Origin of the sequence: Desulfatitalea tepidiphila (assembly GCF_001293685.1) — a bacterium.
In the GTDB taxonomy this organism is placed as follows: domain Bacteria; phylum Desulfobacterota; class Desulfobacteria; order Desulfobacterales; family Desulfosarcinaceae; genus Desulfatitalea; species Desulfatitalea tepidiphila.
In genome coordinates this window covers 812538-835611 of record NZ_BCAG01000003.1, presented here as the reverse complement: position 1 = coordinate 835611, position 23074 = coordinate 812538, and the positions used below count along the sequence as shown (strand labels likewise).

22 protein-coding genes are annotated in these 23074 nt (G+C 58.0%); 12 read left to right on the top strand and 10 right to left on the bottom strand.

Annotated elements, in window-relative coordinates; all coding sequences use genetic code 11:
* Positions 1–243 precede the first annotated feature (243 nt).
* Entirely contained in the window at positions 244–2256 is a 2013-nt protein-coding gene (locus DFT_RS08185; protein WP_054030728.1) for an AsmA family protein, read from the top strand.
* 13 nt (positions 2257–2269) lie between these two features.
* Complete coding sequence (locus tag DFT_RS08180; RefSeq protein ID WP_054030727.1) at positions 2270–2794, top strand: LEA/WHy family protein; 525 nt, start codon at positions 2270–2272, stop codon at positions 2792–2794.
* A 13-nt stretch (positions 2795–2807) separates the two neighbouring features.
* On the opposite strand, the gene DFT_RS08175 is transcribed toward DFT_RS08180, so the two are convergent.
* Positions 2808–3476, bottom strand: coding sequence for an endonuclease III domain-containing protein (locus DFT_RS08175; protein WP_054030726.1), 669 nt, complete (start codon positions 3474–3476; stop codon positions 2808–2810).
* Positions 3477–3641: 165 nt separating this feature from the next.
* Here DFT_RS08175 and lexA point away from each other — a divergent pair, with 165 nt between their 5' ends.
* Genes lexA through DFT_RS08155 form a run of 4 tightly spaced genes read left to right on the top strand, consistent with a single transcriptional unit; the run spans position 3642 to position 9372 of the window.
* On the top strand, positions 3642–4268 hold the full coding sequence (lexA, locus tag DFT_RS08170) for a transcriptional repressor LexA (RefSeq protein WP_054030725.1): 627 nt from the start codon (positions 3642–3644) through the stop codon (positions 4266–4268).
* Positions 4269–4304: 36 nt separating this feature from the next.
* On the top strand, positions 4305–5174 hold the full coding sequence (locus DFT_RS08165; protein ID WP_083453392.1) for a DUF72 domain-containing protein: 870 nt from the start codon (positions 4305–4307) through the stop codon (positions 5172–5174).
* 27 nt (positions 5175–5201) lie between these two features.
* Positions 5202–6374 carry a DNA polymerase Y family protein gene (locus DFT_RS08160; RefSeq protein WP_054030724.1) on the top strand — a complete coding sequence of 391 codons (1173 nt, stop codon included), beginning with the start codon at positions 5202–5204 and terminating at the stop codon, positions 6372–6374.
* A gap of 1 nt (position 6375) precedes the next feature.
* Positions 6376–9372 (top strand): DNA polymerase III subunit alpha, encoded by a 2997-nt coding sequence (locus tag DFT_RS08155; protein WP_054030723.1) that lies wholly within the window; start codon positions 6376–6378, stop codon positions 9370–9372.
* 42 nt (positions 9373–9414) lie between these two features.
* Here the strand turns inward: DFT_RS08155 and DFT_RS08150 are convergent, their stop codons facing one another.
* Entirely contained in the window at positions 9415–10122 is a 708-nt protein-coding gene (locus DFT_RS08150) for a DnaJ domain-containing protein (protein WP_054030722.1), read from the bottom strand.
* A gap of 353 nt (positions 10123–10475) precedes the next feature.
* Between DFT_RS08150 and DFT_RS08145 the strand changes: the two genes are divergently transcribed.
* From DFT_RS08145 to DFT_RS26185, 3 genes are all read left to right on the top strand, one after another.
* Positions 10476–12116, top strand: coding sequence for a DnaB-like helicase C-terminal domain-containing protein (locus DFT_RS08145; protein ID WP_161807108.1), 1641 nt, complete (start codon positions 10476–10478; stop codon positions 12114–12116).
* 88 nt (positions 12117–12204) lie between these two features.
* A complete protein-coding gene (locus tag DFT_RS08140) occupies positions 12205–12621 on the top strand; it encodes a PaaI family thioesterase (RefSeq protein ID WP_200907044.1) in 417 nt (138 codons plus the stop codon).
* Between the two features lie 87 nt (positions 12622–12708).
* The gene (locus DFT_RS26185) at positions 12709–12879 is read left to right on the top strand and encodes a hypothetical protein (RefSeq protein ID WP_161807107.1); all 171 of its coding nucleotides are present in this window, start codon (positions 12709–12711) and stop codon (positions 12877–12879) included.
* Between the two features lie 41 nt (positions 12880–12920).
* Here DFT_RS26185 and DFT_RS08135 read toward each other — a convergent pair whose 3' ends face one another.
* From DFT_RS08135 to DFT_RS08115, 5 genes are all read right to left on the bottom strand, one after another.
* Positions 12921–13724 (bottom strand): inositol monophosphatase family protein, encoded by an 804-nt coding sequence (locus DFT_RS08135; RefSeq protein ID WP_054030719.1) that lies wholly within the window; start codon positions 13722–13724, stop codon positions 12921–12923.
* A 165-nt stretch (positions 13725–13889) separates the two neighbouring features.
* Positions 13890–14075 (bottom strand): FmdB family zinc ribbon protein, encoded by a 186-nt coding sequence (locus DFT_RS27240; RefSeq protein WP_054030718.1) that lies wholly within the window; start codon positions 14073–14075, stop codon positions 13890–13892.
* Positions 14076–14269: 194 nt separating this feature from the next.
* Positions 14270–15700 carry a DegQ family serine endoprotease gene (locus DFT_RS08125; RefSeq protein ID WP_054030717.1) on the bottom strand — a complete coding sequence of 477 codons (1431 nt, stop codon included), beginning with the start codon at positions 15698–15700 and terminating at the stop codon, positions 14270–14272.
* A gap of 162 nt (positions 15701–15862) precedes the next feature.
* Positions 15863–17203 carry a sensor histidine kinase gene (locus DFT_RS08120; RefSeq protein ID WP_161807106.1) on the bottom strand — a complete coding sequence of 447 codons (1341 nt, stop codon included), beginning with the start codon at positions 17201–17203 and terminating at the stop codon, positions 15863–15865.
* Positions 17204–17255: 52 nt separating this feature from the next.
* Positions 17256–17933, bottom strand: a complete 678-nt coding sequence (locus DFT_RS08115) for a response regulator (protein ID WP_054030715.1) — start codon at positions 17931–17933, stop codon at positions 17256–17258.
* Between the two features lie 361 nt (positions 17934–18294).
* On the opposite strand from DFT_RS08115, the gene DFT_RS08110 reads away from it, so the two are divergent.
* Positions 18295–18693, top strand: coding sequence for a GatB/YqeY domain-containing protein (locus DFT_RS08110; RefSeq protein WP_054030714.1), 399 nt, complete (start codon positions 18295–18297; stop codon positions 18691–18693).
* A gap of 135 nt (positions 18694–18828) precedes the next feature.
* On the opposite strand, the gene DFT_RS08105 is transcribed toward DFT_RS08110, so the two are convergent.
* The 3 genes from DFT_RS08105 to DFT_RS08095 all read right to left on the bottom strand — a co-directional run bounded on the left by DFT_RS08105 (position 18829) and on the right by DFT_RS08095 (position 19915).
* On the bottom strand, positions 18829–19101 hold the full coding sequence (locus DFT_RS08105; RefSeq protein WP_054030713.1) for a hypothetical protein: 273 nt from the start codon (positions 19099–19101) through the stop codon (positions 18829–18831).
* A gap of 43 nt (positions 19102–19144) precedes the next feature.
* Positions 19145–19486, bottom strand: a complete 342-nt coding sequence (cutA, locus tag DFT_RS08100) for a divalent-cation tolerance protein CutA (protein WP_054030712.1) — start codon at positions 19484–19486, stop codon at positions 19145–19147.
* 69 nt (positions 19487–19555) lie between these two features.
* Complete coding sequence (locus tag DFT_RS08095; RefSeq protein ID WP_054030711.1) at positions 19556–19915, bottom strand: hypothetical protein; 360 nt, start codon at positions 19913–19915, stop codon at positions 19556–19558.
* A 376-nt stretch (positions 19916–20291) separates the two neighbouring features.
* Here DFT_RS08095 and DFT_RS08090 point away from each other — a divergent pair, with 376 nt between their 5' ends.
* Both DFT_RS08090 and DFT_RS08085 read left to right on the top strand, forming a co-directional pair.
* Entirely contained in the window at positions 20292–22334 is a 2043-nt protein-coding gene (locus tag DFT_RS08090; protein WP_054030710.1) for a PAS domain S-box protein, read from the top strand.
* Positions 22303–22980 (top strand): response regulator, encoded by a 678-nt coding sequence (locus DFT_RS08085; RefSeq protein WP_054030709.1) that lies wholly within the window; start codon positions 22303–22305, stop codon positions 22978–22980. The genes DFT_RS08090 and DFT_RS08085 overlap by 32 nt, the downstream gene beginning before the upstream one ends.
* Positions 22981–23074 lie beyond the last annotated feature (94 nt).

The window sequence follows — 23074 nt, the reverse complement described above, 5'->3', positions numbered from 1 at the left end:
GGCATGAAAAAACAAGGAAAATTAAAACCAAAAACCTACACTCGTCCAAGGATCGACCTTCCGGTATGCATTTACATTCCAGTTAAAAGCATTAGGTTACTTGCAACTTCGAAGGGGCTTTGAGATAGTCATGCACAGATCCTGTCTTGAAACCACATTCGCATTGATTAGAACCCACCCCGGATGCGAGCCATTGTCCGGAGACAAGGACAAATCACCGTACCCTTACCGAATGGAGGTTGCATGCCAAAACCTTTAAAATGGGTGTTGATTGCCATTGTCTGTTTGATCGTCGTTGTTCTGGTGGCCGTCATGATTGCCCCCATGGTCATCAATTTCGAGAAGTACAAGCCGGCGATCGAGACCGAAGCAAGCAATGCTATGGGCCGACGTGTCGTGTTGGGCGGCAAAATCGTCCCCTCCGTGTTCCCGTGGGTGGGCCTGGCCCTTTCTGATGTATCTATTCAAAATCCTTCTGGTTTTAGTGAAAAAAACTTTATTTCCGTCGGTTTGTTCGAAGTTCGCATCAAACTGTTGCCGCTACTCACCGGCACATATGAAATCAAGCGCTTTGTGATCAAAAGCCCACATATTGTCCTGGAAACATCAAACACGGGCAAAAGCAATCTGGACGGCCTGGGAGAAGCGGCAAAATCCGCGACCGCTGCGGGCGCGAAAAGCTCGACGCCGCAAGAATCCGCTAAAAAGACCGGACTTCCAATTAAATCCCTCAAAGCCGAAGAGTTCGCCATCACCGACGGTCGGTTTCTCATTGTGGATCAAGAGGCCGGAACAAAACAAGAGATCAAGGATGTGGGCCTGATTCTTACAGATCTCTCCATGGATCAGCCGATCGGAATAGATTTCAATGCCATAGCCAACGGGCACCCGATCCGAGTGAAAGGAACGGCCGGTCCATTGGGTACCCCCATCGGTCAGAAACCGATCCAGTTGGACATCGTGGCCGTCTTGCTGAAAAAAATCGATGCACGTATTCAGGGACAAATCGAAAATGTTTTAGAGGCCCCCCGGTTTGACGCCGGCATCCAAGTCTCGCCTTTTTCGTTGCGAAAAGCGCTGGAGGAGGCCAACATAGCACTCCCCTTCAGCACCGCGGACCCGCAGGTTCTCGATCGCATCGCCCTGGACTTGACCGTTTCCGGACAACCGGATCGGGTCGCCATTTCAGATGGAAAGCTGACGCTGGACGACTCCCGAATCACCTTTCAGGGGCGTGGTCAGACATGGAGCAAGCCTGATCTGCAACTCTCCGCCGAACTCGATCGTATTGATCTGGATCGCTATCTACCACCGCCTTCTGAAAAAAAGTCTTCCAAAGAGGATAAAGCCCGGACCCCCACTCCCGAGACAGCCGAAACCGACTATGCCCCTCTGCGTAAACTCGTGTTGGATGCGCAACTGAAAGCGGGCCGCATCAAGGCCAAAAACATGATCGTGGAAGACATCATGTTAAAGGCCACGGCCCGCGACGGCATCATTCGGATCGATCCGCTTGGGATGGCGCTCTATGATGGCCATCTGGCCGCAAAAAGCACCGTCAACGTGCAATCCCGCAAACCGATGAGCAAGGCTACCGTTACACTCGCCGGTGTCCAGTCCGCCCCCTTGATCAAGGACCTGCTCGACAAAGAGATGATTCAGGGCATGATGAGTGCGGCCCTGGATCTTCAATTCAGCGGCGACACGGCCGATACGATTCGCAGGACCCTGAGCGGCAATGGCAAGCTCCAATTCAAGGACGGCGCCATCATAGGCCTCGACCTGGACGGCATGGTGCGCAATGTTCAGTCGGCCTTCGGTCTGGCTGAAAAATCCTCTGAAAAACCGCGCACCGATTTCAGCGAACTGGTGGTTCAGTTTATCGCCGACAATGGTGTAACCACCTTGGAGGTCGCCAACCTCGTATCGCCCTTACTGCGCGTCGCCGCCAGCGGATCGGCCGACCTGGCCCAGGAAACCCTGAACCTCCGCATCGATCCCAAATTCGTGGGGACTCTAAAAGGACAAGGCGACGCCAAAGAGCGTTCGGGGGTGATGGTGCCGGTCAACGTCGGGGGGACCTTCGAAAAGCCAAAATTCAAGCCGGATCTCAAAGCCCTGCTGGAACAACCGCTGCCGGACAAGGAGGCTCTTAAAAAGGCCATTCCGACCGAAAAAGAACTCAAGCAGGATCTGGAAAAAAAGGGAATGGAACTGCTTAAAGGGCTGACCCTTCCGGACCGCAAGAAGGATTAAAGGAGTCCAACATATGCGATGGCATTCCATCCGGCGGGTCATCATGCGCCTGTGCGGTTTCGTCCCGGCACTCGTGCTGTTTGGCTGCGCCACCCTGGGGGGTGGATTTGAAACCCCGCACATTGGTCTGGCCGCCATCCGGTTGCAGGAGATCAAAGGATTCGAATCCATATTCCAGGTGGATCTGCGGGTATCGAACCCCAACGACCATAGCCTGCCGATTCAAGGGATCAATTGCGACCTGTCGCTCAATGGGCGCCGGCTGGCCAATGGCGTCGCCAATCCGGACAGGGAAATCCCCGCCTACGGCAGCGATATCGTTACGGTCACGGTATTCGCCGCCATGATCGACATGGTCGGTGTCGCCCATCATCTCATCCAGGGCATGCAAAACGGCACCTCAAATGAGAAGTGGACCTATGCCGTCAAGGGGCACATGCGCTTGAACGGCGCCGTGTGGCCGGGGAAAATCCCGTTCAGCAAACGGGGCGAGATCACCATGGAAGAGCTGGTGGGCGACCAGCCGCGAAAAAAATAGTGCACAACGAATCCTACCTCGACTTCGCCACCCCGATCCGCGGACACATCCATGCCACCGGGCAGCGGCTGCAAAACGGGGATATGGGCCGGCAAATCACCTGGCCGAAGGCCACCAGCAGCTCATTGTAGCGGATCCAGTGCCTGCGCGGCAGCTTGTCGCGCAATGCCATCTCGGTCTGTTCGGGCGTGCGGGTTTGCACGTAGCCGATGCGATTGCTGATGCGATGCACATGGGTATCCACACAAATGGCGTCTTGGCCGTAGCCTTCCACCAGCACGAGATTGGCGGTTTTGCGCCCCACCCCGGGTAAGGCCAACAACCCCTCCATGGTATCGGGCACCTTGCCGCCGTGTTCGTCCCGTATGATCCGACTGATCTCCACCAGCCGTTTGGCCTTGGTCGGATAGAACCCGACCGGATAAATCAACTCGGCCACCCGGTGCTCTCCCAAGTCTAACATCTGTTCCGGCGTGCGTGCCCGGGCAAAGAGCCGGGCCGCCGCCTCCGACGTCACCTCGTCCTTGGTGCGCAGGGACAAAATAGTGGACACGAGCACCTCGAAAGGCGTCGCGCCGCGGTTGGCCAGAAAGGTGATGATCGGCGCCCGCCACTGGGCATATGCGGCGGCGAGCAAATCCACGAACCGATCGATATCAAAATTTTCCGAAGTGTCAGGCATGCATCCCCCATGGCTTGAAAACGGTCGGCGATCATATCCCACCGCCGCGAACCTGTAAAGCGGCGATCCCTCTGAATGTAACGATTAAAATCAACATGAATATTTACATTGACATTTACATATCGTCGATTATAGATTTTTAAAAACCACCAAAACGGAGTGGCCATGCAACCCCGACTGACCCCCAAACAACAGCAGCTCTTCGACTACCTGGGCCGGAGTGTCGATCGTGACGGCAAGGCGCCCAGCCTGCGGGAGGCCGCCGCCGAACTGGGCATCAGCCATGCCGCCGTGGCCCAGGGACTCAAGGCACTGGAGGAAAAAGGGTACGTGAAACGCGAAGGACGCTACAGCCGGACCCTTTTTCTGCTCAATCCAGCCCAGCAACCCATCGCACCGCATCGCTGGCGCGAAGTCCCCATCGTGGGCCGGATCACCGCGGGTCTGCCCATGTATGCCCAGCAGGAGTGGGACGGCACCGTGGTCGTGGATGCCGCCCTGTTCCAGGAGCAGCACCTGTTCGCCCTGCGGGTGCAGGGGGATTCCATGCGGGATGCCGCGATTCTCGACGGAGACCTGGCCATCTGCACGCCGCGCCAGTACGCCCGCAACGGCGAAATCGTGGTGGCCCTGGTGCACAACGAGGAGGCCACGGTCAAGCGCTTCTTTCTGCGCAAGAACCGCATCGAGCTGCGACCGGAGAACCCCGATTTTGCGTCCATGTTTTACGGTTTTGACGAGGTGTTGGTGCAGGGCAAGGTCATCGGCATTCAACGCGCGGCGGTTTCGTAGTGTTATCCGGCAAAAAGGCAAAGGCGACAAAAATCCATGATATCATCGGCGGCATCATCGGCGACACCCTCAGTCCCTCTCGACACAGCCCCTGCATGCCCGCTGCGGGTGGGCACCAGCGGATACGCCTATCCGGAATGGAGCGAGGCCGGCTTCTATCCGCCGGGCACCCCGGCACGCGAGATGCTGGCGCTCTATGCCCGGCAATTCAGCGTGACCGAGCTCAATTACACCTGGTACCAGATGCCCCGGGCCGCGGCCATGGAACGCATGCTCCCCAAAGTGCCGGCCGATTTCGGTTTTGCCGCCAAGCTGACCCGCACCATGACCCACGAAATCGATCCCCACGGCTGGCGCGGCAAAGCGGTCCAGTTCCGTGACGGCATCGCGCCGCTGATGCAGGCCGGTCGGCTCCTTTCCGTCCTGATCCAACTGCCCCCCACGTTCGAACGCAACGCGGCCAACCGCCGTTATCTGGCCCATCTGCTCGATGCCCTGGCGGGGCTGCCCCTGGCCGTGGAGTTCCGCCACCGCACCTGGGCCCTGGCACCGGTCTTCGACGAGTTGCAGCGGCGGCGGGTCACCCTCGTGGCGGTGGATGCGCCCGATCTGCCCTACCTGTTCCCCAAACTGGATGTGGTCACCAATCCGGATCTCTTCTACGTCCGTTTTCACGGCCGCAATGCCCGGGGCTGGCGCTCGGGCAACATGCAAAAGCAGTTCGACTACCTTTACAGTTCGAACGAGTTACAGCAATGGAGCCGGACGATCATCCCCAAAATGGCGGCCCGGGCGCATAGCGGTATCGCCTTTTTCAACAACCACGTGCGTGCCCAGGCGCCGCGCAATGCCAACATGCTCATGACAGAACTCTGCACCCGTTCATCCGGCAGGGCGTTCCATTGAAAACGGCGCACGAAAGCACCAGAACCCATGGACCGAAACATCATTCATATCAATGTGGCCGATTTTGCCGTGGCCGTGGAACGACGCCTGGACCGGCGCCTGGCAGGGAGACCGGTCATCATTGCGCCCGAAGGGGCGGCCCGGGCCGTGGTCTATGACATGAGCGAAGAAGCCTACCAGGCCGGTGTGCGCAAAGGCATGCCTCTGGCACGAGCCGGACGCCTGTGCCGTGACCTGGTGATCCGCCCCCCTCAACCGGCCCGCTATGAGCAGGCCATGGCCGACCTGCTGCGCCACGCCCTGCCCTACTCCCCGCGCATCGAGCCCGGCGATCGCGACGGCCACCTGTTCGTAGACGTAACCGGCACCAGTCGCCTGTTCGGACCGGCCGTGGACGTGGCCCGGCGCCTGCACAGCCAAGCCTGGAAGGAGTTGGGGCTGGACCCGATCTGGTCCCTGGCGGCCAATAAACTGATCGCCAAGGTGGCCTCGCGGCTGGTCAAACCCCAAGGCGATTGCATCGTGCCCCCGGGCGGCGAAGCGGCTTTCCTGGCGCCCCTGCCGGTCTGGCTCGTACCGGGCATCGAAGGCCCGGACCTGATCCGGCTGCGCGAATTGAACCTGACCCGTGTCCACCAGGTCGTCGGTCTTGGGGCCGCCCGACTGGCCGTGGCCCTGGGACGACCGGCCGCGGAAATCGACGCGGCCCTGCGCGGTATCGATACCTCGCCGGTGTTGGCCGTGGACCAGGCGGCGCCCCGGGTGGCCCTGAATCACACCTTCGGCACCGACGTCCACGCGCTACCGGTCATGGAGAGCCGGCTGCACACCCTGGTGGCGACGGCCGGCCGGCGCCTGCGCCAGCAGGGTCGGGTGGCCCGTCGCCTGGCCGTGGCCGCGGATTACAGCGACGGCCGGCGCTGCGTCCGCCAGGTCCGCCTGGAGCCGCCCACGGCCAACGACCTGGCCCTTTTTCCCGCGGCCCGCCGCGCCCTGCACCTGGCCGTCTCCCGGCGCACCCGGGTCCGCCATCTGCGCCTGATCTGCGACCGCCTGGTCTTTCCGCCGGCCCAACTGCCGCTCTTTGCCGAAGAGGGCCAAACGGTGCTGCGGCAAAAACGCCTGATCGCAGCGATGGATAAGATCCGCGACCGCTTCGGCGGCCAGGCGGTGCGCATGGGCAGCGCGTGGACGGGCTGAAATGATTCCGCTGACCGTCCGTTCGCACCACTCGCTCATGTGGGGCACCGCCTCGGTCCGGACGCTCTGCCAAGCGGCCCGGCGGCTGGGCTACGACCGGCTGGCCCTCACCGACACGGACAACCTCTACGGCCTGTGGCCCTTTCTGGAGGCCTGTCGCCGGGAGGGGTTGACGCCCATCGTGGGAGCCGACATCACCGACCCGCAAAGAGCGCGCCGGGCGGTGTGCCTGGTCGCCGACGGCGAGGGGTATACCGGATTGTGCCGCCTGCTCACCCGGCGCCATATGGACGCGGGATTCGACCTGGCCGGCGCCCTGCCCCCGCAGGCCCGGGGGCTGATCGTGCTCACCGCCGATCCCGATCTGCTGACCCGCTGGCACCGAGCCGGCGTGCAGGTCTACGCCGCCATGCCGCGCACGCCCCTGGCGCCCACCCACCCCTTACGGCGACGCGCCCGGGAGCTGAAGATCCCCCTGGTGGCCACCCCGGGCAGCTTTTTTCTCTCTCCCGACGACCACCGCTGCCACCGCCTGCTGCGGGCCATCGATCAGAACACCACCCTGGAACGGCTGCCCGCCGATCAGACGGCGCCGGCCAATGCCTGGCTCGCCGGACCCGAGATCTACTACCATCGGTTTGCCGCCTGCCCCGAAGCCGTGGCCCAAACCCACCTCATCGCCGCGCAGCTGAAATTCATGGGCCCCGATTTCGGCCTGGTCATGCCGCCCTGGCACGATGCCCAGGGCCGCCCGGCGAATCAGGCGCTGCGTGAGGCCGCTTACCAGGGAGCGCAGCACCGCTATGGCCGCGATCTGCCCGAACCGGTTGTGGACCGCCTGGAGCACGAATTGCAAACCATCGCCCGCATGAACTTCTGTGCCTATTTTCTCGTCGTGCGGGACATCGTCCAGCACAGCCCGCGCACCTGCGGCCGGGGATCGGGGGCGGCCTCGCTGGTGGCCTATTGCCTGGGTATCACCAATGTCTGTCCGATCAAGCACAACCTCTACTTCGGCCGTTTTCTCAATCCAGGCCGCAAGGATGCCCCCGACATCGACGTGGATTTTGCCTGGGACGAACGCGACGGGGTGATCCAGGGCGTCCTCGACCACTACGGCGCCCGGGCCGCCATGGTCTCCAGCCACATCCTGTTCCAACCCCGCATGGCCATCCGGGAAACCGCCAAGGTGTTCGGCCTGACCGATGCCGAAATCGGACGGGTAACGGGACGCTTGCCCTGGTTCTGGCACCGCCATGAAAAAGCCGACCTGCTGGCCGACCTCAAACGCCACCCTGAAACCCGGAAGCTGGGCCTGGATGATCCCTGGCCGCAAATTCTGGCCCTGGCCCGGCAGCTGCTCGGTAAACCCCGCTACCTGTCGGTTCATCCGGGCGGCGTGGTGATCACCCCGAACCCCATCCAGGACTATGTCCCCGTCCAACGCGCCGCCAAGGGGGTACCCATCATCCAGTGGGAAAAGGACGCCGCCGAAACCGCCGGTCTGGTGAAGATCGACCTGCTGGGCAACCGCAGCCTGGGCGTCATCCGGGACGCTATCCATAACGTTCGAACCAACGGAACCTCCTTCGATGAAACCCACTGGAACCCCGAAGACGACCTGGCCACCCAGGAGACCCTGGCCCAGGGCCGCACCATGGGGTGCTTTTACATCGAAAGCCCGGCCACGCGCCTGCTCCAGCAAAAATCCGGCGTCGGCGACTTCGATCATCTGGTAATCCACTCCAGCATCATCCGGCCCGCGGCCAACCGCTTCATCCAGGAGTATATCCGGCGGCTGCACGGCGGCGCCTGGGCGCCCATCCACCCCCTGCTCGCCGACGTGCTGGACGAGACCTTCGGGATCATGGTCTACCAGGAGGATGTCTCCCGGGCCGCCATGGCCCTGGCCGGTTTCGACGATGCCGCAGCCGACGGCCTGCGCAAGGTGATGTCCCAGAAAGACCGGGCGCATCGATTACAGGATTTCCGCCGGCGCTTCGCCCAGGGCGCACGGGAAAGAGGCCTGACGCCGCAACAGATCGAAGCGGTGTGGGCCATGATGATGAGTTTTTCCGTCTATTCGTTCTGCAAACCCCACAGCGCCTCCTATGCCCGGGTGTCGTTCCAGGCCGCCTATCTCAAGACCCACTTTCCGGCTGAATTCATGGCCGCGGTGATCAACAACCAGGGCGGCTTTTACAGCACCTTCGCCTACGTCTCCGAGGCGCGCCGTCTGGGCGTAACCATTAAAAGACCGGACGTGCAGTGCAGCCGCATCCAATGGACCGGGGATCGAGATGGCATTCGGGTGGGATTGATGGCGGTGAAGGGCCTTGCGGCCGAAACGGCCCGGCGGATCGTGGCGCAGCGGGAGCGGCGGCCTTTCGCGGACCCCAGCGATTTTTGGGAGCGTATCCGGCCCGACGACGCCGAGGCGCGGGCCTTGATCCTGTGTGGCGCCCTGGACCGTCTGGCTCCCGACCTCTCCCGGGCTCAGTTCCTATGGGTGCTCGCCCAGTGGCGTGCCGGCCGCAAATCCGCCGCCGGCGCACCCGACCTCTTTGGTGGCGGCCATCGCCTCGCGCCGCCGGAACTGCCGCCCGACGACCCCATGGAGCGGTTGCGCCGGGAATTTAAGGTGTTGGGGTTTCTCTGCGACCGGCATCCCATGACGCTTTTCAAAAGCACGGCGCGCCGGGCCGGCGCAGTTGACGCCCGCGAGGTCATCAGGCGGACAGGGTGCCGCGTCCGGTTCGCCGGGTGGCTGATCACCGGCAAAGTGGTTCACACCCAGCGGGGAGAGCCCATGGAGTTTCTCACCTTCGAAGACGATACCGGAGTGGTAGAGACCACTTTCTTTCCCCGGGCTTATGATCGCTTCTGTCACCTGCTCGACCACGGCCGTCCTTATCTTCTGGAGGGACGGGTCGAGCAGAACTGGGGAACGGCCACCCTGACGGTGGATCGTGTCCAACCGCTCGCGCAACCATCGTGAGAGTAAGAATCAGGCTATCCGGCGAAGTCGTTCAACAACCGGTTAGAACCGGTCGGCGTCGGTGGGCCTGAACAGAACGGTCAGGCGCAGATCGTCGATACCGAAGCGCTGCAAAGGGATCACCACGGCATGATCGGCGGCGAGTCCCGCTGGAAAATCCACGGATACAGGTATCTCCCCCGAAACGTACCCTTCGCCCCCGCATCGTACGCACATGAAAGGCCCCACGCTGCCATATCCACGGCACGTGGGACAAACGGTCCGGGCTGGAACAAGCACCCTCGCCGTGCCGCCGGCCCGCGCCTGCTGCCGGGTCAACGGGACCTCCAGAGTGAGATGCTGCAATCGACCCGATTTCAAATGTCCCCGGTCGCCGAACCCCTGCCACAACCGGTCGAAAATTTCGTCAAACGAAGGGGAGAAGGTATAGAACGATGTCACCGGCGAAATATCGCCCAGATCTGCAGGGCGCGATTCCGGAATCAGCGGTTCTGGGGCCGAATGGGAAGCCGACGGCGGCCGGCGCACCGGGCGCGGTTTGACGGCACGATCGATCGCCTGCTTGTAGTCATGGCGCCGGCGTTCGTCGCTCAGAACGGAATAGGCCTCCTGCACCTGGCGAAAAGGCTCGCTGTCTCCTGAAAAATGGTCGGGGTGATAGGTCTTGGCCAGACGGCGATAGGCCGATCTAATCTCTTCCGCAGATGCCCCGGAAGATACACCTAGGATGGCGAAGTAACTCTTGGGCATCTTGTTTCTCCTACGTGATCCAATTGATTTTAAAAAGTTTTACCGAAGGAAAAACAGGATCGTCATTTCATTATGAATTTGTTTTGTATTAAAAAGTAATATAACCTTTTATGCTGTCAAGGCACATCGGCATGAAATTTCCCTTGCCCGCAAACCATTGACGGGTTAGAACCAGCCCGATACGCGATACGCCCTTCGACTGCCGGAAAAGGTCTTCGACGATGATTCCTTTTGAACAGGTGAAACACTTTTACCAAACCCATCTTCCAGGCGGCTCGTGGAAAGGCTTTCACCTGGTTGCGCCCTGCCCTTTTTGCATTCAGAACCAACGAGAAAAACAGGGTCAGTTGACGGTGCTTCTTAACACGGACAGCTTTTTCCGGGGCATGTTCAAATGCCAATCGGGCTGCGTGCCCGGCGGCTTTCATCTTCACTTTGCCCGCCTGCTTGGCCTCGACGGCCGCCAGGTCCCGGGATTCGATCCGGACGATGACGGATTTGCTTCGGATGTCGCCTACCCGCCCCGCCACCTGGGCTCGGAAATCGAAAAATTCATCTCGCTCATGGGCAAGGATCAATACGACTTCTTTGCTCGATATCACGTTACCCAATCGACGCTCGATGCGATGCGCGTCGGGTTCAACGGCCGCTACCTGGTTCATCCTTACACCCAGGAAACCGGATTGGCCTATGCCGCGCGTTGTGTGATGCCCGGCAAGCCCCAGGAGTTCTTTTGGCACGGCAACGAACTCTTCTTCAAAGGCGAGGCGGCCGTTTACAATGCACCGGCCATCGGTCACTGCCAAGGCGGCGCCCTGTTCATCACCGAAGGAGAACTGAGTCAGCTGATTCTGCACGCCCTGGGGTATCCGGCGATCGCATTCCCATCCGCCTCCGACTTGAGCGCCGTGAATCCCGAACGTCTGAAACGTATCGAACATCTCTTTCTTCTGGTATCCAACACGCCCGAATCCCGTCAATCGGCGCGGGAGTTGGCCGTACGCATTGGATTCAAGGCCCGCATCCTGACCTGGCCGGAACAGTTCAAACGAGGGGACCACTTGCCGCAACTGGCGGCCGGTTCATTGGATGTGCTGAAGAGAACGCTTCAGGAGATGATCCGTCAATCCAAAGCGTTTTCTCCGTTCGCATCCCCCGAAAAAGAGCACCGTCAATTCATCACCTTGCTGGAAAAAGACAAGGGTAAAACGTTGCTGGGGATTCAAACCGGTTTTACCAAATTCGACCGCCACACCGACGGTCTGCGTGGGATCAATATCCTGGGCGGACCGCCCAAGGCCGGTAAATCTTGCTTTTTCATGCAGGTCTCGACCGAGGTGGCCCGCCGGAACGTCCCGGTGATCTATTATGATTTTGAGAACGGACGGCAAAAAATATACATACGCACCCTGGTGCGCCTGAGCGACGTCGCCGAAAAAAAGATCCGCAGTGGTGCTTTCTCAGCGGACGAGGCCGAGCGTCTCAAACAGGCCACCACCACATTCAAAACCTTGTTGACCTATTTCCGGGTGGTCAACGATCGCCGGTTGTCCCCGGACACCATGCGGCGCCATATCGATTTTCTCCAGCATGAAACCCGAAAGGATGAAGTGCTCGTGGTGGTCGACAGTCTGCACAAACTCCCCTTTAAGGATTTAACCGAACGGCGAACCGGCATCGATTCCTGGCTGCGCCAATTCGAGTCGATTCGGGATGACCACCAGGTCTGTTTCCTGGTGATCAGCGAATTGAGCCGCGGCAGAGGTGGGGGCTACGGAGAGACTCCGGATCTAAGTTCCTTCAAAGAATCCGGCGACATAGAGTATAGCGCGGACAACGCCCTGATCCTCATGCCCGATTGGGACCCCATGACGCCGAAGGTGTCTGAACATCGTCAAATCAATCTATGGGTCGTCGCCAGCCGCGAGGCCAATCCGGGGCGGGTGGCCACCTACGAGTTGGATTACCCGTTCTGGCGGTTCAAAGAGACCTAAGCGGATTTTACTCAGTCGGAACCTGGGGAGAATCCAGTCGCCAACCGAGCCGTAACCGAAGGTAAAAACAGTGCAAATGGATCAAGGGGTGAAGGAAGGAATTTTCCGGGCTGTTTCCAGGGAGCCTTTCGCGCAAGCCCTTCACATGTCTCTCACGGCGTTATCGCTGGGGCATTCGATCGTTGAAATGACCTACGACCCGGTCTTGATGAACAACATCTACGCCCGCGCCCATGGCGGGGCGCTCTTCGCCCTCATCGACGAGGCGTTCGAGACCGCCTCCCAAACCCACGGGGACATCGCCGTGGCGCTCAACGTCAACGTCACCTACATCAAATCCCCCGAAGCCGGTGATCGTCTGGTGGCCCAGGCCGATGAAGTGGCCGCCACGCGCAAAACCGCCACGTATGCGATCAAGGTGACCAATGGCGGCGGCGACCTGGTCGCCACCTGCCAGGCACTGGCCTATCGCACCGGGAAACCCGTGCCCTTTCATGCCGATTAAAGTTTGAGCCCCATCGGCCGATATGGTTACACATCGGCATCTATTATCACTGGTTGTATGGATCGGCGATCTGCTGGCGACAACTCTATGAAACCGAAATTACTAATTTTTTCTGGATGGTTATTCTATCTGGTGGCGCGCCGCACCTCAGATGAGATGTGGTATATCATCACAGCCTACAGTCTTGTATTAGCCATTTGCGCCTTCTTCTACCGCAAGGAAAAACAACCTGCGAAACCTCAGAAGGTCAAATCGTAACCAATCCGTTCATGACCACCGGGCCACGCGGTCCATAGACGCTACTGAATGGCCTGCAAACACTCCAAGACCGATTCGGCATTGGAAGGGGTGGTGATAATGAGGTGATCATCGATCCGGGTGCCATCCACATAATCGCCCAGAAAAAAGTCGGATCCATCGGCCCGGTAGATCTTGGCGCCGACCGATTCGACGATAATGCGCACCGCCGCCAAATCCTTGAAAGATTCATTGGCAACGATGGCTGCGTCGGCCCTTCCCATGGCCACATAACAGGCATGCACCCCGGTGCTGCCGAGCGCCCTGATTTTGCCTGGGAACTGCGAGCGATAGTGCTGGTGAAAGCGGGAAAATGTCAGCATCAGGCTCTCTTGGGAAAGATCGCCGCGGTCCACGAGTGTCAATGGCCGCTCGTTCCAGAAGGCCTGCTGCTCCGCAACGGCATAGAATAGGTCATTGGTGGCCGGCATGTAAAAACATCCGAAGACCGGCCAGTTGTTTTCGTAAAGGGCCAGGGACATACCCCAGATCGGAATCCGCGTTTGGAAGTTGTCGACGCCATCCAATGGATCGAACACCCACAAATATCTTTTGGCTCCGTGGGTATACCCTTCACCCAAGGGATCTCGGCCGTAAATCTGGTGCTGGGGGAATTGAGCAGCAATAGCTTTTTGAAAGGAGTTGTTCAGATGAAGCTCGGCCTGGGTGACGAGGTTCTGATCGAACGGGGGATGCAAACGGCCTCGACCATAAAACTGAATGGCTTCGTCACCCATTTGACGGATGGTTTGCATTGCAAACGAACTCAGTGCGCCGATGTCAGGGACAACAGCAGAATGCGCCATGTCACCTCCTTGGAAAAGGTTGAAAACAATAGACAAACGATAAGGTTGGACTCGTGCCGGGATCTGAATCAAAAATAAACGCCAGCACACCATGCCTCCAGCTCGATGCCGGTGCACTTGGTTTTGGAAGGTTGCTGCCTGCGGGTCCCGCAGTTCGTTGGGGTACTATTTCTTGGTCGAGGCGTATCCGTCTGCGTACCATCCGCCACCTTTTAGTTCAAAGGTGCAGGAACTCATAATTTTTTTAGCCATCTCGCGTTTGCAGTGAGGACACTTGGCCTCCTCTGTCCCCATGGGAACCAGATCCTCGAAAACATGGCCACATTTGCATTCGAATTCGTAAACAGGCATGACGCTCTACTCCCTGGCTGTTGGATAGACAGCGCGATTTGATTTTGAAACGACAATTTATTGAGCGAATGCTTTTCTGTCAAGACTTATATAGCGCCCATCCACAAAGGGAATAGTCATGAAGCGGGCCGGCAGCAATCTCTGGCTGCCGACCCGGATGGAAACGGGCGCCAAAAGCACGCCCGTGGAGGGGGTTATGGAACGATCTTGATGGCCTTGAGGCCCTCGTTGCGCCGCAGAACCAGCATGTGAAGAGCCTCCTTATCATCGGCCTTTTTCATGACGGCCGAATAGTCATTCAAATTTTCGACCTTTTTCCGATTGATCCCCTTGACAATATCGCCGACCCGCACACCGGCTTTATCTGCACGGCTGCCGTTTTCCACGTCCACCACCAAGACACCGCTCTCCTCTTTGTCCAAACCGAATTGCTGAGCTCTTTCAGGCGTCAGGTCAGCCACTTGCAGGCCCAGCACATCGCTGCGTTCATCCTCCCTGGCGGCCTGCAACGACTTTTCCTCGCGTTTGGCGACCTTGGCGGTGAGGGACATCTTCTCTCCTCCCCGAATCAGCGTGATACGTGTTTTCTCACCCACGGGGGTATTGGCGATAATTGCGGACAACTCTCTTCCGGTGGTGACCGGCTGATCGTTCAAGGCCACGATGATATCGTTCTTTTTGACACCTGCCTTGTCCGCCGGATCACCCTCGAATACCTGGGTCACCAGCACCCCTTTGGTACTGTCGAGGCCCCAATACTCGGCTAGTTCGGGCGTGACATCCTGTATGCCGACCCCCAGCCATCCGCGGGTCACCTCACCTTTGTCCTTGAGTTGGGCCACAATGGTCTTGGCCATGTCGATGGGGATGGCAAAACCAATGCCCTGCCCGCTCGCCACGATGGCCGTATTGATACCGACGACACGTCCCTGCAGATCAAGCAGGGGACCGCCGCTGTTACCCGGGTTGATGGAGGCATCGGTCTGGATGAAATCGTCGTAAGGCCCAGCGCCGATCACACGCTTCTTGGCGCTCACAATACCCTGGGTCACAGTTTGTTCCAGGCCGAAGGGACTGCCAATGGCCACCACCCAGGTCCCTACCTTGAGCTCGTCCGAGTTGCCAAGGGTCAAGGGCTGTAAGTCTTTGGGGGCCTCGATTTTGATCAGGGCCAGATCGGTCTTCGGATCGCGGCCCACCACCTTGGCCTCGTACTCTTTTTCGTTGTAGAGCCGTACCTTTATCTCGTCCGCGTCGTCGATGACATGGTTGTTGGTGACGATATACCCCTCTTTGTCGATGATGAAGCCGGAACCTAAGCTTTGCTGCTTGTATTCTCTTTCGGGTTCATTGTTGAACGGACCGAAGAACTCCTCGAAGGGATTGGGATGTCCCCGGAACTGATCACCGAAGAAGTGGCGGAAGACACGACCGCCGCCTTTCATTGTCCGTTCGGTCCTTATATTGACGACCCCGGGGCGGGCCATCTCGGCCAGCTCGGAAAAGTTGGCCGGCACCATGACGACATCCCGATTCTGAGCGCCGGCGGCAACGATGGTCAACGGCGCAGCCAGAGTCAGACACAAAAATACGATCAAATAAAGATACCCTTTACCTTGTTTCATACATTCCTCCTGATTCGTCCAACGCGGTTGTTTTTGAAGTTGCTTCGAATATAACGCATGCAGATGACCAAAAAATGATCTAAAGATTACCATTTGATCACATTAAGAATTTTTCAGCGGTGGGTCCGGCGGGGCAGTAAAGATGGGAATCGAGCCAACCGGCTAGCGCGAGGCTACCAGAGGCAGACGAATCCGAAAGCGCGTGTGTCGAGCAGGAATGCTCTCGAGGTCGATCGATCCGCCATGGGCGGTCACGATGGCGTAGACCAGACTCAGCCCCAAACCGGCCCCACCCTGGGAACGGCTTTCATCTCCGCGGAAAAAACGTTGGAAAACTTTCGCCTGGTCCTCTTTGGGGATGCCCGGTCCGCTGTTCTCCACAATCATCTCGCAACTGTCCCCATTGGCACGGATCCCCACATTGACCCTCCCACCCTCGGGCGTATACTTGATGGCATTGTCGATCAGGTTGGCCACCATCCGCTGCAACATCGGCGGGTCCCCCGACACCCAGCCGCCCTCTTCCATGGCACAGTGCAAGTCGATCGCCTTGTCTTCGGCCAATGGCTGAAAAAGCGCGCAGGCCTCCCGGGCGACCACGGCCATGTCCACGACCTGAAACGAGGCAGGATCCATCCCTGCTTCGGTACGGGAAATGGCCAGCATGGTATTGATCATCTGCAACAGCCGATCGCACTCTTCTATAGTGTTGCCAGCCATCTGGGCATAGTCTTCCACGCCGGCCGAATGAGTCAGCGTCACCTCGGCCAGGCCCCGTATGCGGGTGATAGGGCTGCGCAGGTCATGGGCGATGTTGTCGTTCATCTGCCGCATGCTGACGACCAGTTGTTGGATGCGGTCGAGCATCTGGTTGAAGGTGACGGCCAGTTGGTCGATTTCGTCATCCCGTCGCAGGACGGGCACCCGACTTTCCAGATCGTTTTCCGAGATCTGGCGCGCCGTACGAGTGACCATGGCCACACCCGACAGCGCCCTCCGAGCCATGAACCATCCGATGATCACCGCGACGGCCAGCAGCACGGCCATGGTCACCAGGAAGGTGCGCTCGAAGGTCTGGACCAGACGCTCCTCGTTCTCCAGCGAGTAGCCCATCTGGAGCAGGATGCTGTGGTTGATGCGTTTATAAATGACCCGGGCATCGTATGCCTCGCCCGGCACCCGTTGGGTGACGTAACGATAGGAAGCGCCGCCTTCGACGATGGCGTCCACCGCGTACCGGTCGATGCCGATATTGTTCCAATAGGTCATGTTGGACGAAGCAAAAGAGACGCCGCTCGGGTAAAATAGGCGAAAAAACATCTTCTGCTCACCGGTCGCCTGGGCCTTTAACACGGCGGCGCGGCGCATCATCTCCGGACCCTGGAGCAGATGAATGTGACTCAGCCCATTGGCCTGGGAGAGCAGTTCGGCATCGGTCTTCTGGCGGATCACCTGGGTGATCAGAAAATAAAAAAACGCGAAGGCGACAATCGAAGAAAGCACGAAAATGACCGCATACCAGACCGTCAGGCGGAAGGCCAGCGACTTCCGAAGCTTACTTATCCTTGCGAAGAACATAACCGACCCCGCGAACGGTGTGCAGCAATTTTGGGTCGAAACCTTTGTCGATTTTGTCCCGCAACCGGCAGATGCGTGCCTCGACCACGTTGGTCTGGGGATCGAAATTGTAGTGCCAGACATGCTCCATGATCATGGTCTTGGAAACCACCTTGCCTGCATTGCGCATCAGATAGGCCAGCAACGCATACTCCAGGGGTTGCAATTCGATCCGCTGCCCATTGCGGGCCACTTCCCGGGTCACCAGGTCGAGGCTGAGATCGCCGACCGTCAACCGGGTCGATTCGATGGTGCCGCTCGCCCGCCGCATCAAGGCCTGCACCCTGGCCAACAGCTCCGAAAAGGCAAATGGCTTGGTCAGATAGTCGTCGCTGCCAATCTCCAGCCCCTTGACGCGGTCGTCCACCGAGTCCTTGGCACTCAGAATGATGACCGGTGTCTTGATCTTTTCACGACGCAACCGTTCGATAAGCGACAGACCATCACGCTTGGGAAGCATGAGATCCACGATGATCACATCGTAGGGTTCCGACAACCCGAGATCCAATCCTCGTTCACCGTCCGTGGCGTGATCCACGGCGAAACCGGCCGCCGAAAGCCCTTTGACGACAAACGAAGCGATTTTCACATCGTCTTCGACGAGAAGTAAACGCATGGGTCCCTCCTGGACCAGGCACGGTGGCCTGATACCTCACGCTCTGTTCGGATGCAAAAAAAGATATAGCTAAAAACCCCAACCAAAACAAGGTGACCCACAGCAATTCTAACTGCATATGATTGACCCTGAAAGGCGCGCTTTCCAAGCGCTGGTTGATAAAAATTCGCAATGCAACGGTTTCGGCAGGTGTGGGTGGAGCAGGTGGCCCCGGCCACCTGCTCCGCCCACACCGGGTTTGCTGAATCGCATTCTGTTAGAATCGCGCCCTCGGTTGCATCTTGACAAATGAATGCCCCCCTGAAAGAGAGACACGGGGAAAGTTGAAGGATGCAAGGTCACCATTTGACCGGGAGGTAAGATGATGCTGCAGGAACAAATTAAAAAAGATCTGGCTGCGGCCATGAAGGCCAAGGATGAAGAGAAAAAAAGCATCCTGAGGGTGATCATGGGAGAATTCGGCCGCCAGGCAAACAAATCCCTGCCGGATAACGAAGTGGTCGGGATCATCAAAAAGCTGATCAAATCGGAAAAAGAGGTGCTGGCCCAGAGCGGCAAGGCAGAGGCCAATCGTTTTATCGAGGTGGCCGAAGCCTATTTGCCGAAAATGGCCGATGAAAACGACATCAAAGCCTGGATTGCCGCCAATGTCGATTTCGCACAATTCAAAAACAAAATGCAGGCCATGAAACCGATCATGGCCCATTTCGGCGCCGCTGCCGATGGCAATCTGGTCAAGCAGATCCTGCAACAGATGTAGGTTGTGCCCAACCCTGAATGGGACTTTTGCCCGATATCGGCACGGCGCGAGAGATTGAATCTTCAACCCGCCCACCTGGCATGTTGTCGGGGCGGATGATTTGCGTTGTGTCTTAACGGACGGAGACCGGCGGCATCATCGGCGTGACGGATCCGGCCGGTTCTCTTGGATCAGCTCCTTGGCCAAGGTCAGATCGTAAGCCCTTTTGGGGTCAAAGGCCCCGCCCTCGTACAGGGCCTGGGCCTTTAAGATGGCCCCATACGGGATCCATCCGTGATCGTCCCAGAGCCCTGCGTCGTCCTGATTCCATAATCGAAATTCGATTTCCTCCCCTTCCTGACGCACGTACATGCGCACGTGTTTGTTGGTGGGAAAAGGGTAGTAGTATAATCCGCGCTCGTCCTTCATTGCTGCCAGTTCCCTCTACCATTAAAAAATATGGACTCAGGTCTCAAACCGGGCCCTCCGGCCCGCGGGTGGGCATCACCTGATCCGCAACCCATTGGAGAAAGTCCGGGTTGCCGTCTGTTATCGGAAGCGCCACAATACAGGGGCAATCATAGCTGTGGCGTTGCTTGATCGCCGCGATGAGATCGGGCAAGAGCGTTTCGGTGGTCTTTGCGATCAGTACCGCTTCATGATCGTCTTGAAAGGCTCCTTCCCAATAATACATGGAATTCATATGATCGAAAATATTGACACATGCGGCCAGGCGCGACGCCACCACGTCACGCCCGATCGCCCGGGCCTCTTCCTTGTCTTTGGTGGTGACATAGATCAAGCACAGGCGCATGGGTTCACCCCTTTGAAAACCATCGGTTGGGTCGTGTCCGTCCGCAGATTGACCATTTGTGGATGAATACTAGGTGAGCAAGCCGTTTTCAATCAAGCAGGTCATGCTTTTCTGCCCGATTCTGTTGACCTGCGTCAAACCCTGGGTAAAGTGATACTCCGCCTCGGCCGCAACCCCCGAATCGATCATGATGCGGGCGTTTTTCAAACACTTGTCCACCTCCAGCCACACCCCATCCCCGGAAGCCTGGCGGGCCAACTGAACCTCATTGGAAATCATGGCCACAAGAGATCTTAGAATCTCCAAGGCACCTTTTTTGTCCTGTTCCGGCAGGTTCTGCAGGATATGAACGCACTGAGAGGCCCATATCAGTCCGCTCTTGACCTTCTCACTTTGGGAAAAAGAGATGACCGCTTGTCTGGCTTTCATTTCCACCTGTCCTCTACGACCCGGCCCGAACGCAACGCTCCGTTGCCCCGGAGATCTATAACATTTTATTACCAAAAGGTTACATTGTGGCCCGACTCAGATCACCCGCACAGATCACCCGCACAGATCACCCGCACAGATCAATCGCTCGGCGGTACCGTCCACCGCGACAGTTGGACCTAAATGACATAAAAGCGATGCCAAGTAAAGCACCGCATGGTGCATCCATTGCACCCGGTATTTAAAATTTACCTTTCCTTTCGACACCTTTCATGGCAAATTAACAAGCGCTTTTTTAAACGACACCAATTCCGGGAAGTCCATTGCCGCCGTGGCTTATAAGGGAAAAGATCCATTGATCACAGGGGACTCTCTCATGCGTCCAACCCCCGGTGCGTATCCAGCCACCGCCTGGGAACGCTTGCGGCAACTGCTGCGTAAGGGCCCGTCCGTGTCCGACATCGATGGTACGGCATCCGAAACCCTGCTGGCCATTCTCGAAGAAAACGACCGCCTCTTCACTGCTATGGTCGATGCCTTCGACGGCATGATCTACATCTGCTCGGCCGACTATCACATCGAATATCTCAACGATCGCATGATCGAACATCTGGGCCGCGATGCGACGGGCGATTATTGCTTCCGGGCCTTCGGCCGCAGTACGGCCTGCCCCTGGTGCATCAACCACCGCATCATCAAAGGAGAAACCATCCGCTGGGAGGTGATCAGTCCCATCGACAAACGCTGGTATCTGGTGGTCAACGCCCCTATCCGCCATATCGACGGGACGGTGTCCAAGTACGCGATGATGACCGATATTCACGATCGCAAGGAAAACGAACAGGAACTTAAAAACCACCGCGACCACCTGGAAGACCTGGTCAAAGCGCGTACCGCCGAATTGACCTTCGCCAACGCCCAATTCCGTTTGGAAATAGAGGAACGCAAAGAGATCGAAAAGACCCTGCGTGAGAGCCAGGAACGTTATCGAAGCCTGTTCGACGGCTCGAAGGACGGTATTATCATCAGCGATGCCAGAGGCCGAATCCTGGACGCCAACGCCGCAGCCACCCAATTGACCGGCTATGACAAGCAGGACCTGATCCATAAGCTGATTTACGACCTGGATAACACCATCGACCAATCGGCCTACCAGGAGTATTTCAAACGCATCCAGTCCGGTGAATCCTTCAACAGCGAAATCGCCCTCCAACACAAAAACGGTCCTATTATTCACGCGGAATTCAGCAGCAAAAAAATGACCTTTGCCGGGATTCCCTGCATCCACACCACGGCCAGGGACATCACCTCCCGCAGACAGGCGGAGGCTGCTCTGCGCCAAAGCGAAACCAATTTCCGCGAGTTGGTCCAAAACGCCAACAGCCTCATCATCCGATTCGACACCGAGGGAAAAATCAAGTTTGTCAACGAATACGCCCAGGAATTCTTCGGCTACTGTGAAAACGAAATCGTCGGACGGACGCTGGTCGAAACCATCCTGCCCACAGTAACCAGCAACGGCCGCAGCATCGTGGAAGAGATTTCGGATTTCATGCTTCACCCGGAGCAGTTCAAAACCAACGAGTTGGAAAACATGCGGTCCAACGGGGAGCGGGTCTGGGTCACCTGGACCAATCGTCCGATTTTGAACGAAGAGGGTGAAACCCTGGAGTTTCTATGGGTCGGTGTGGACGTCACCGAACTCAAGCAGACCCGCCGGCAGATCCACACACTGACCCACGAACTGATCAAGGCCCAGGAAAACGAGCGCTACCGCATTGCCCGTGATCTGCATGACCACATTGCCCAGGACCTCTCTTCTTTAAAAATCCGCCTGCAAACCCTATTCAGCATCAATCCTCCGAACAACGACGACTCCCGGCAACAGGTCAGCGACATTATCGCGATCCTGCAGCGATCCATTTCCGATGTGCGCAACCTGGCCTACGATCTGCGTCCCCCGGGCCTGGACCAGCTCGGACTGGTGCGGACGCTATTTCTTTACTGCGAAGATTTCGCCCAGAACAATAACCTGAAAATCGACTTCATCGCCGCCGGTCTCGACGATCTCAACTTGGACGAAGACATCCAGATCAACATCTACCGCCTGATCCAGGAGGCGCTTCATAACGTCAAAAAGCACGCCGAGGCCGAAGGGGTCACCATTCGACTGGTGGCGTCTTCGCCCAACCTCATGCTGCGCATTATCGATGATGGCAAAGGCTTCGATGCCAAGCGCTGGCGGGCAAAATCCTTCAAGGAAAAGCGAATGGGCCTGCAAAGCATGGTCGAACGAGTCAACCTCCTCGACGGCACCATCGACATTCGATCGCGAATCGGTAAAGGGGCCGGAATATTCATCACCATTCCGATCAAGGAGAATTATCTTGAAAGAGAAGCGACAAGTTCTGATTATTGACGATCACCCCCTTTTTCGAGAAGGCATCAAGACCATTATTTCGCGCAATGGGAGGTTCGAAGTGATCGACGAGGCCGGCACCGGACGTGAAGGATTTGAAAAAGCCAGCCAGTTGAAACCCGACGTGGTTTTGCTGGATATCTCCCTGCCCGACGAGACCGGCATGGAAGTGGCCCGCAAGATTCGTCATCATCTTCCCCACACGCGCATCATGATACTGAGCATGCACTCCAAAATCGATTACATCGTGGAGGCCTTCCAGTCCGGTGCCACCGGTTACGTCATCAAGGAATCCGCCGCCGAGCGCCTGGCCCAGGCCTTGGAAGCCGTTGCCTCCGGAGAATACTTCCTCGACTCCTCCATTTCCCATGAAGTGATCGCCAAGCTGATGAACTCGCCGGTAAAAGAAGCCAAGGTCAGCGATGCGGGCTACGGCAAGCTCACCTCCCGTGAACAGGAAATCATGCGCATGCTGGCCGAAGGCGCCTCCAAAGGCCAGATTGCCGAGCAACTTTGCATCAGCGTCAAGACGGTCGAGAACCACAGGGCCAACATCATGCGCAAGCTCGATATTCACAGCGCCATGGAACTGGTGCGTTATGCCGCCCGCCTGGGATTGATCGACGTGGATTTGTGGAAAGAGTAGCCGTGCCCACCCGCCTGACCATCTGGTTCCCCTGAAGGCCGGACGGAACCGGCAACCAGAAAGCCAGCCGGATTTTTCCCGGGAAATTCTCCCG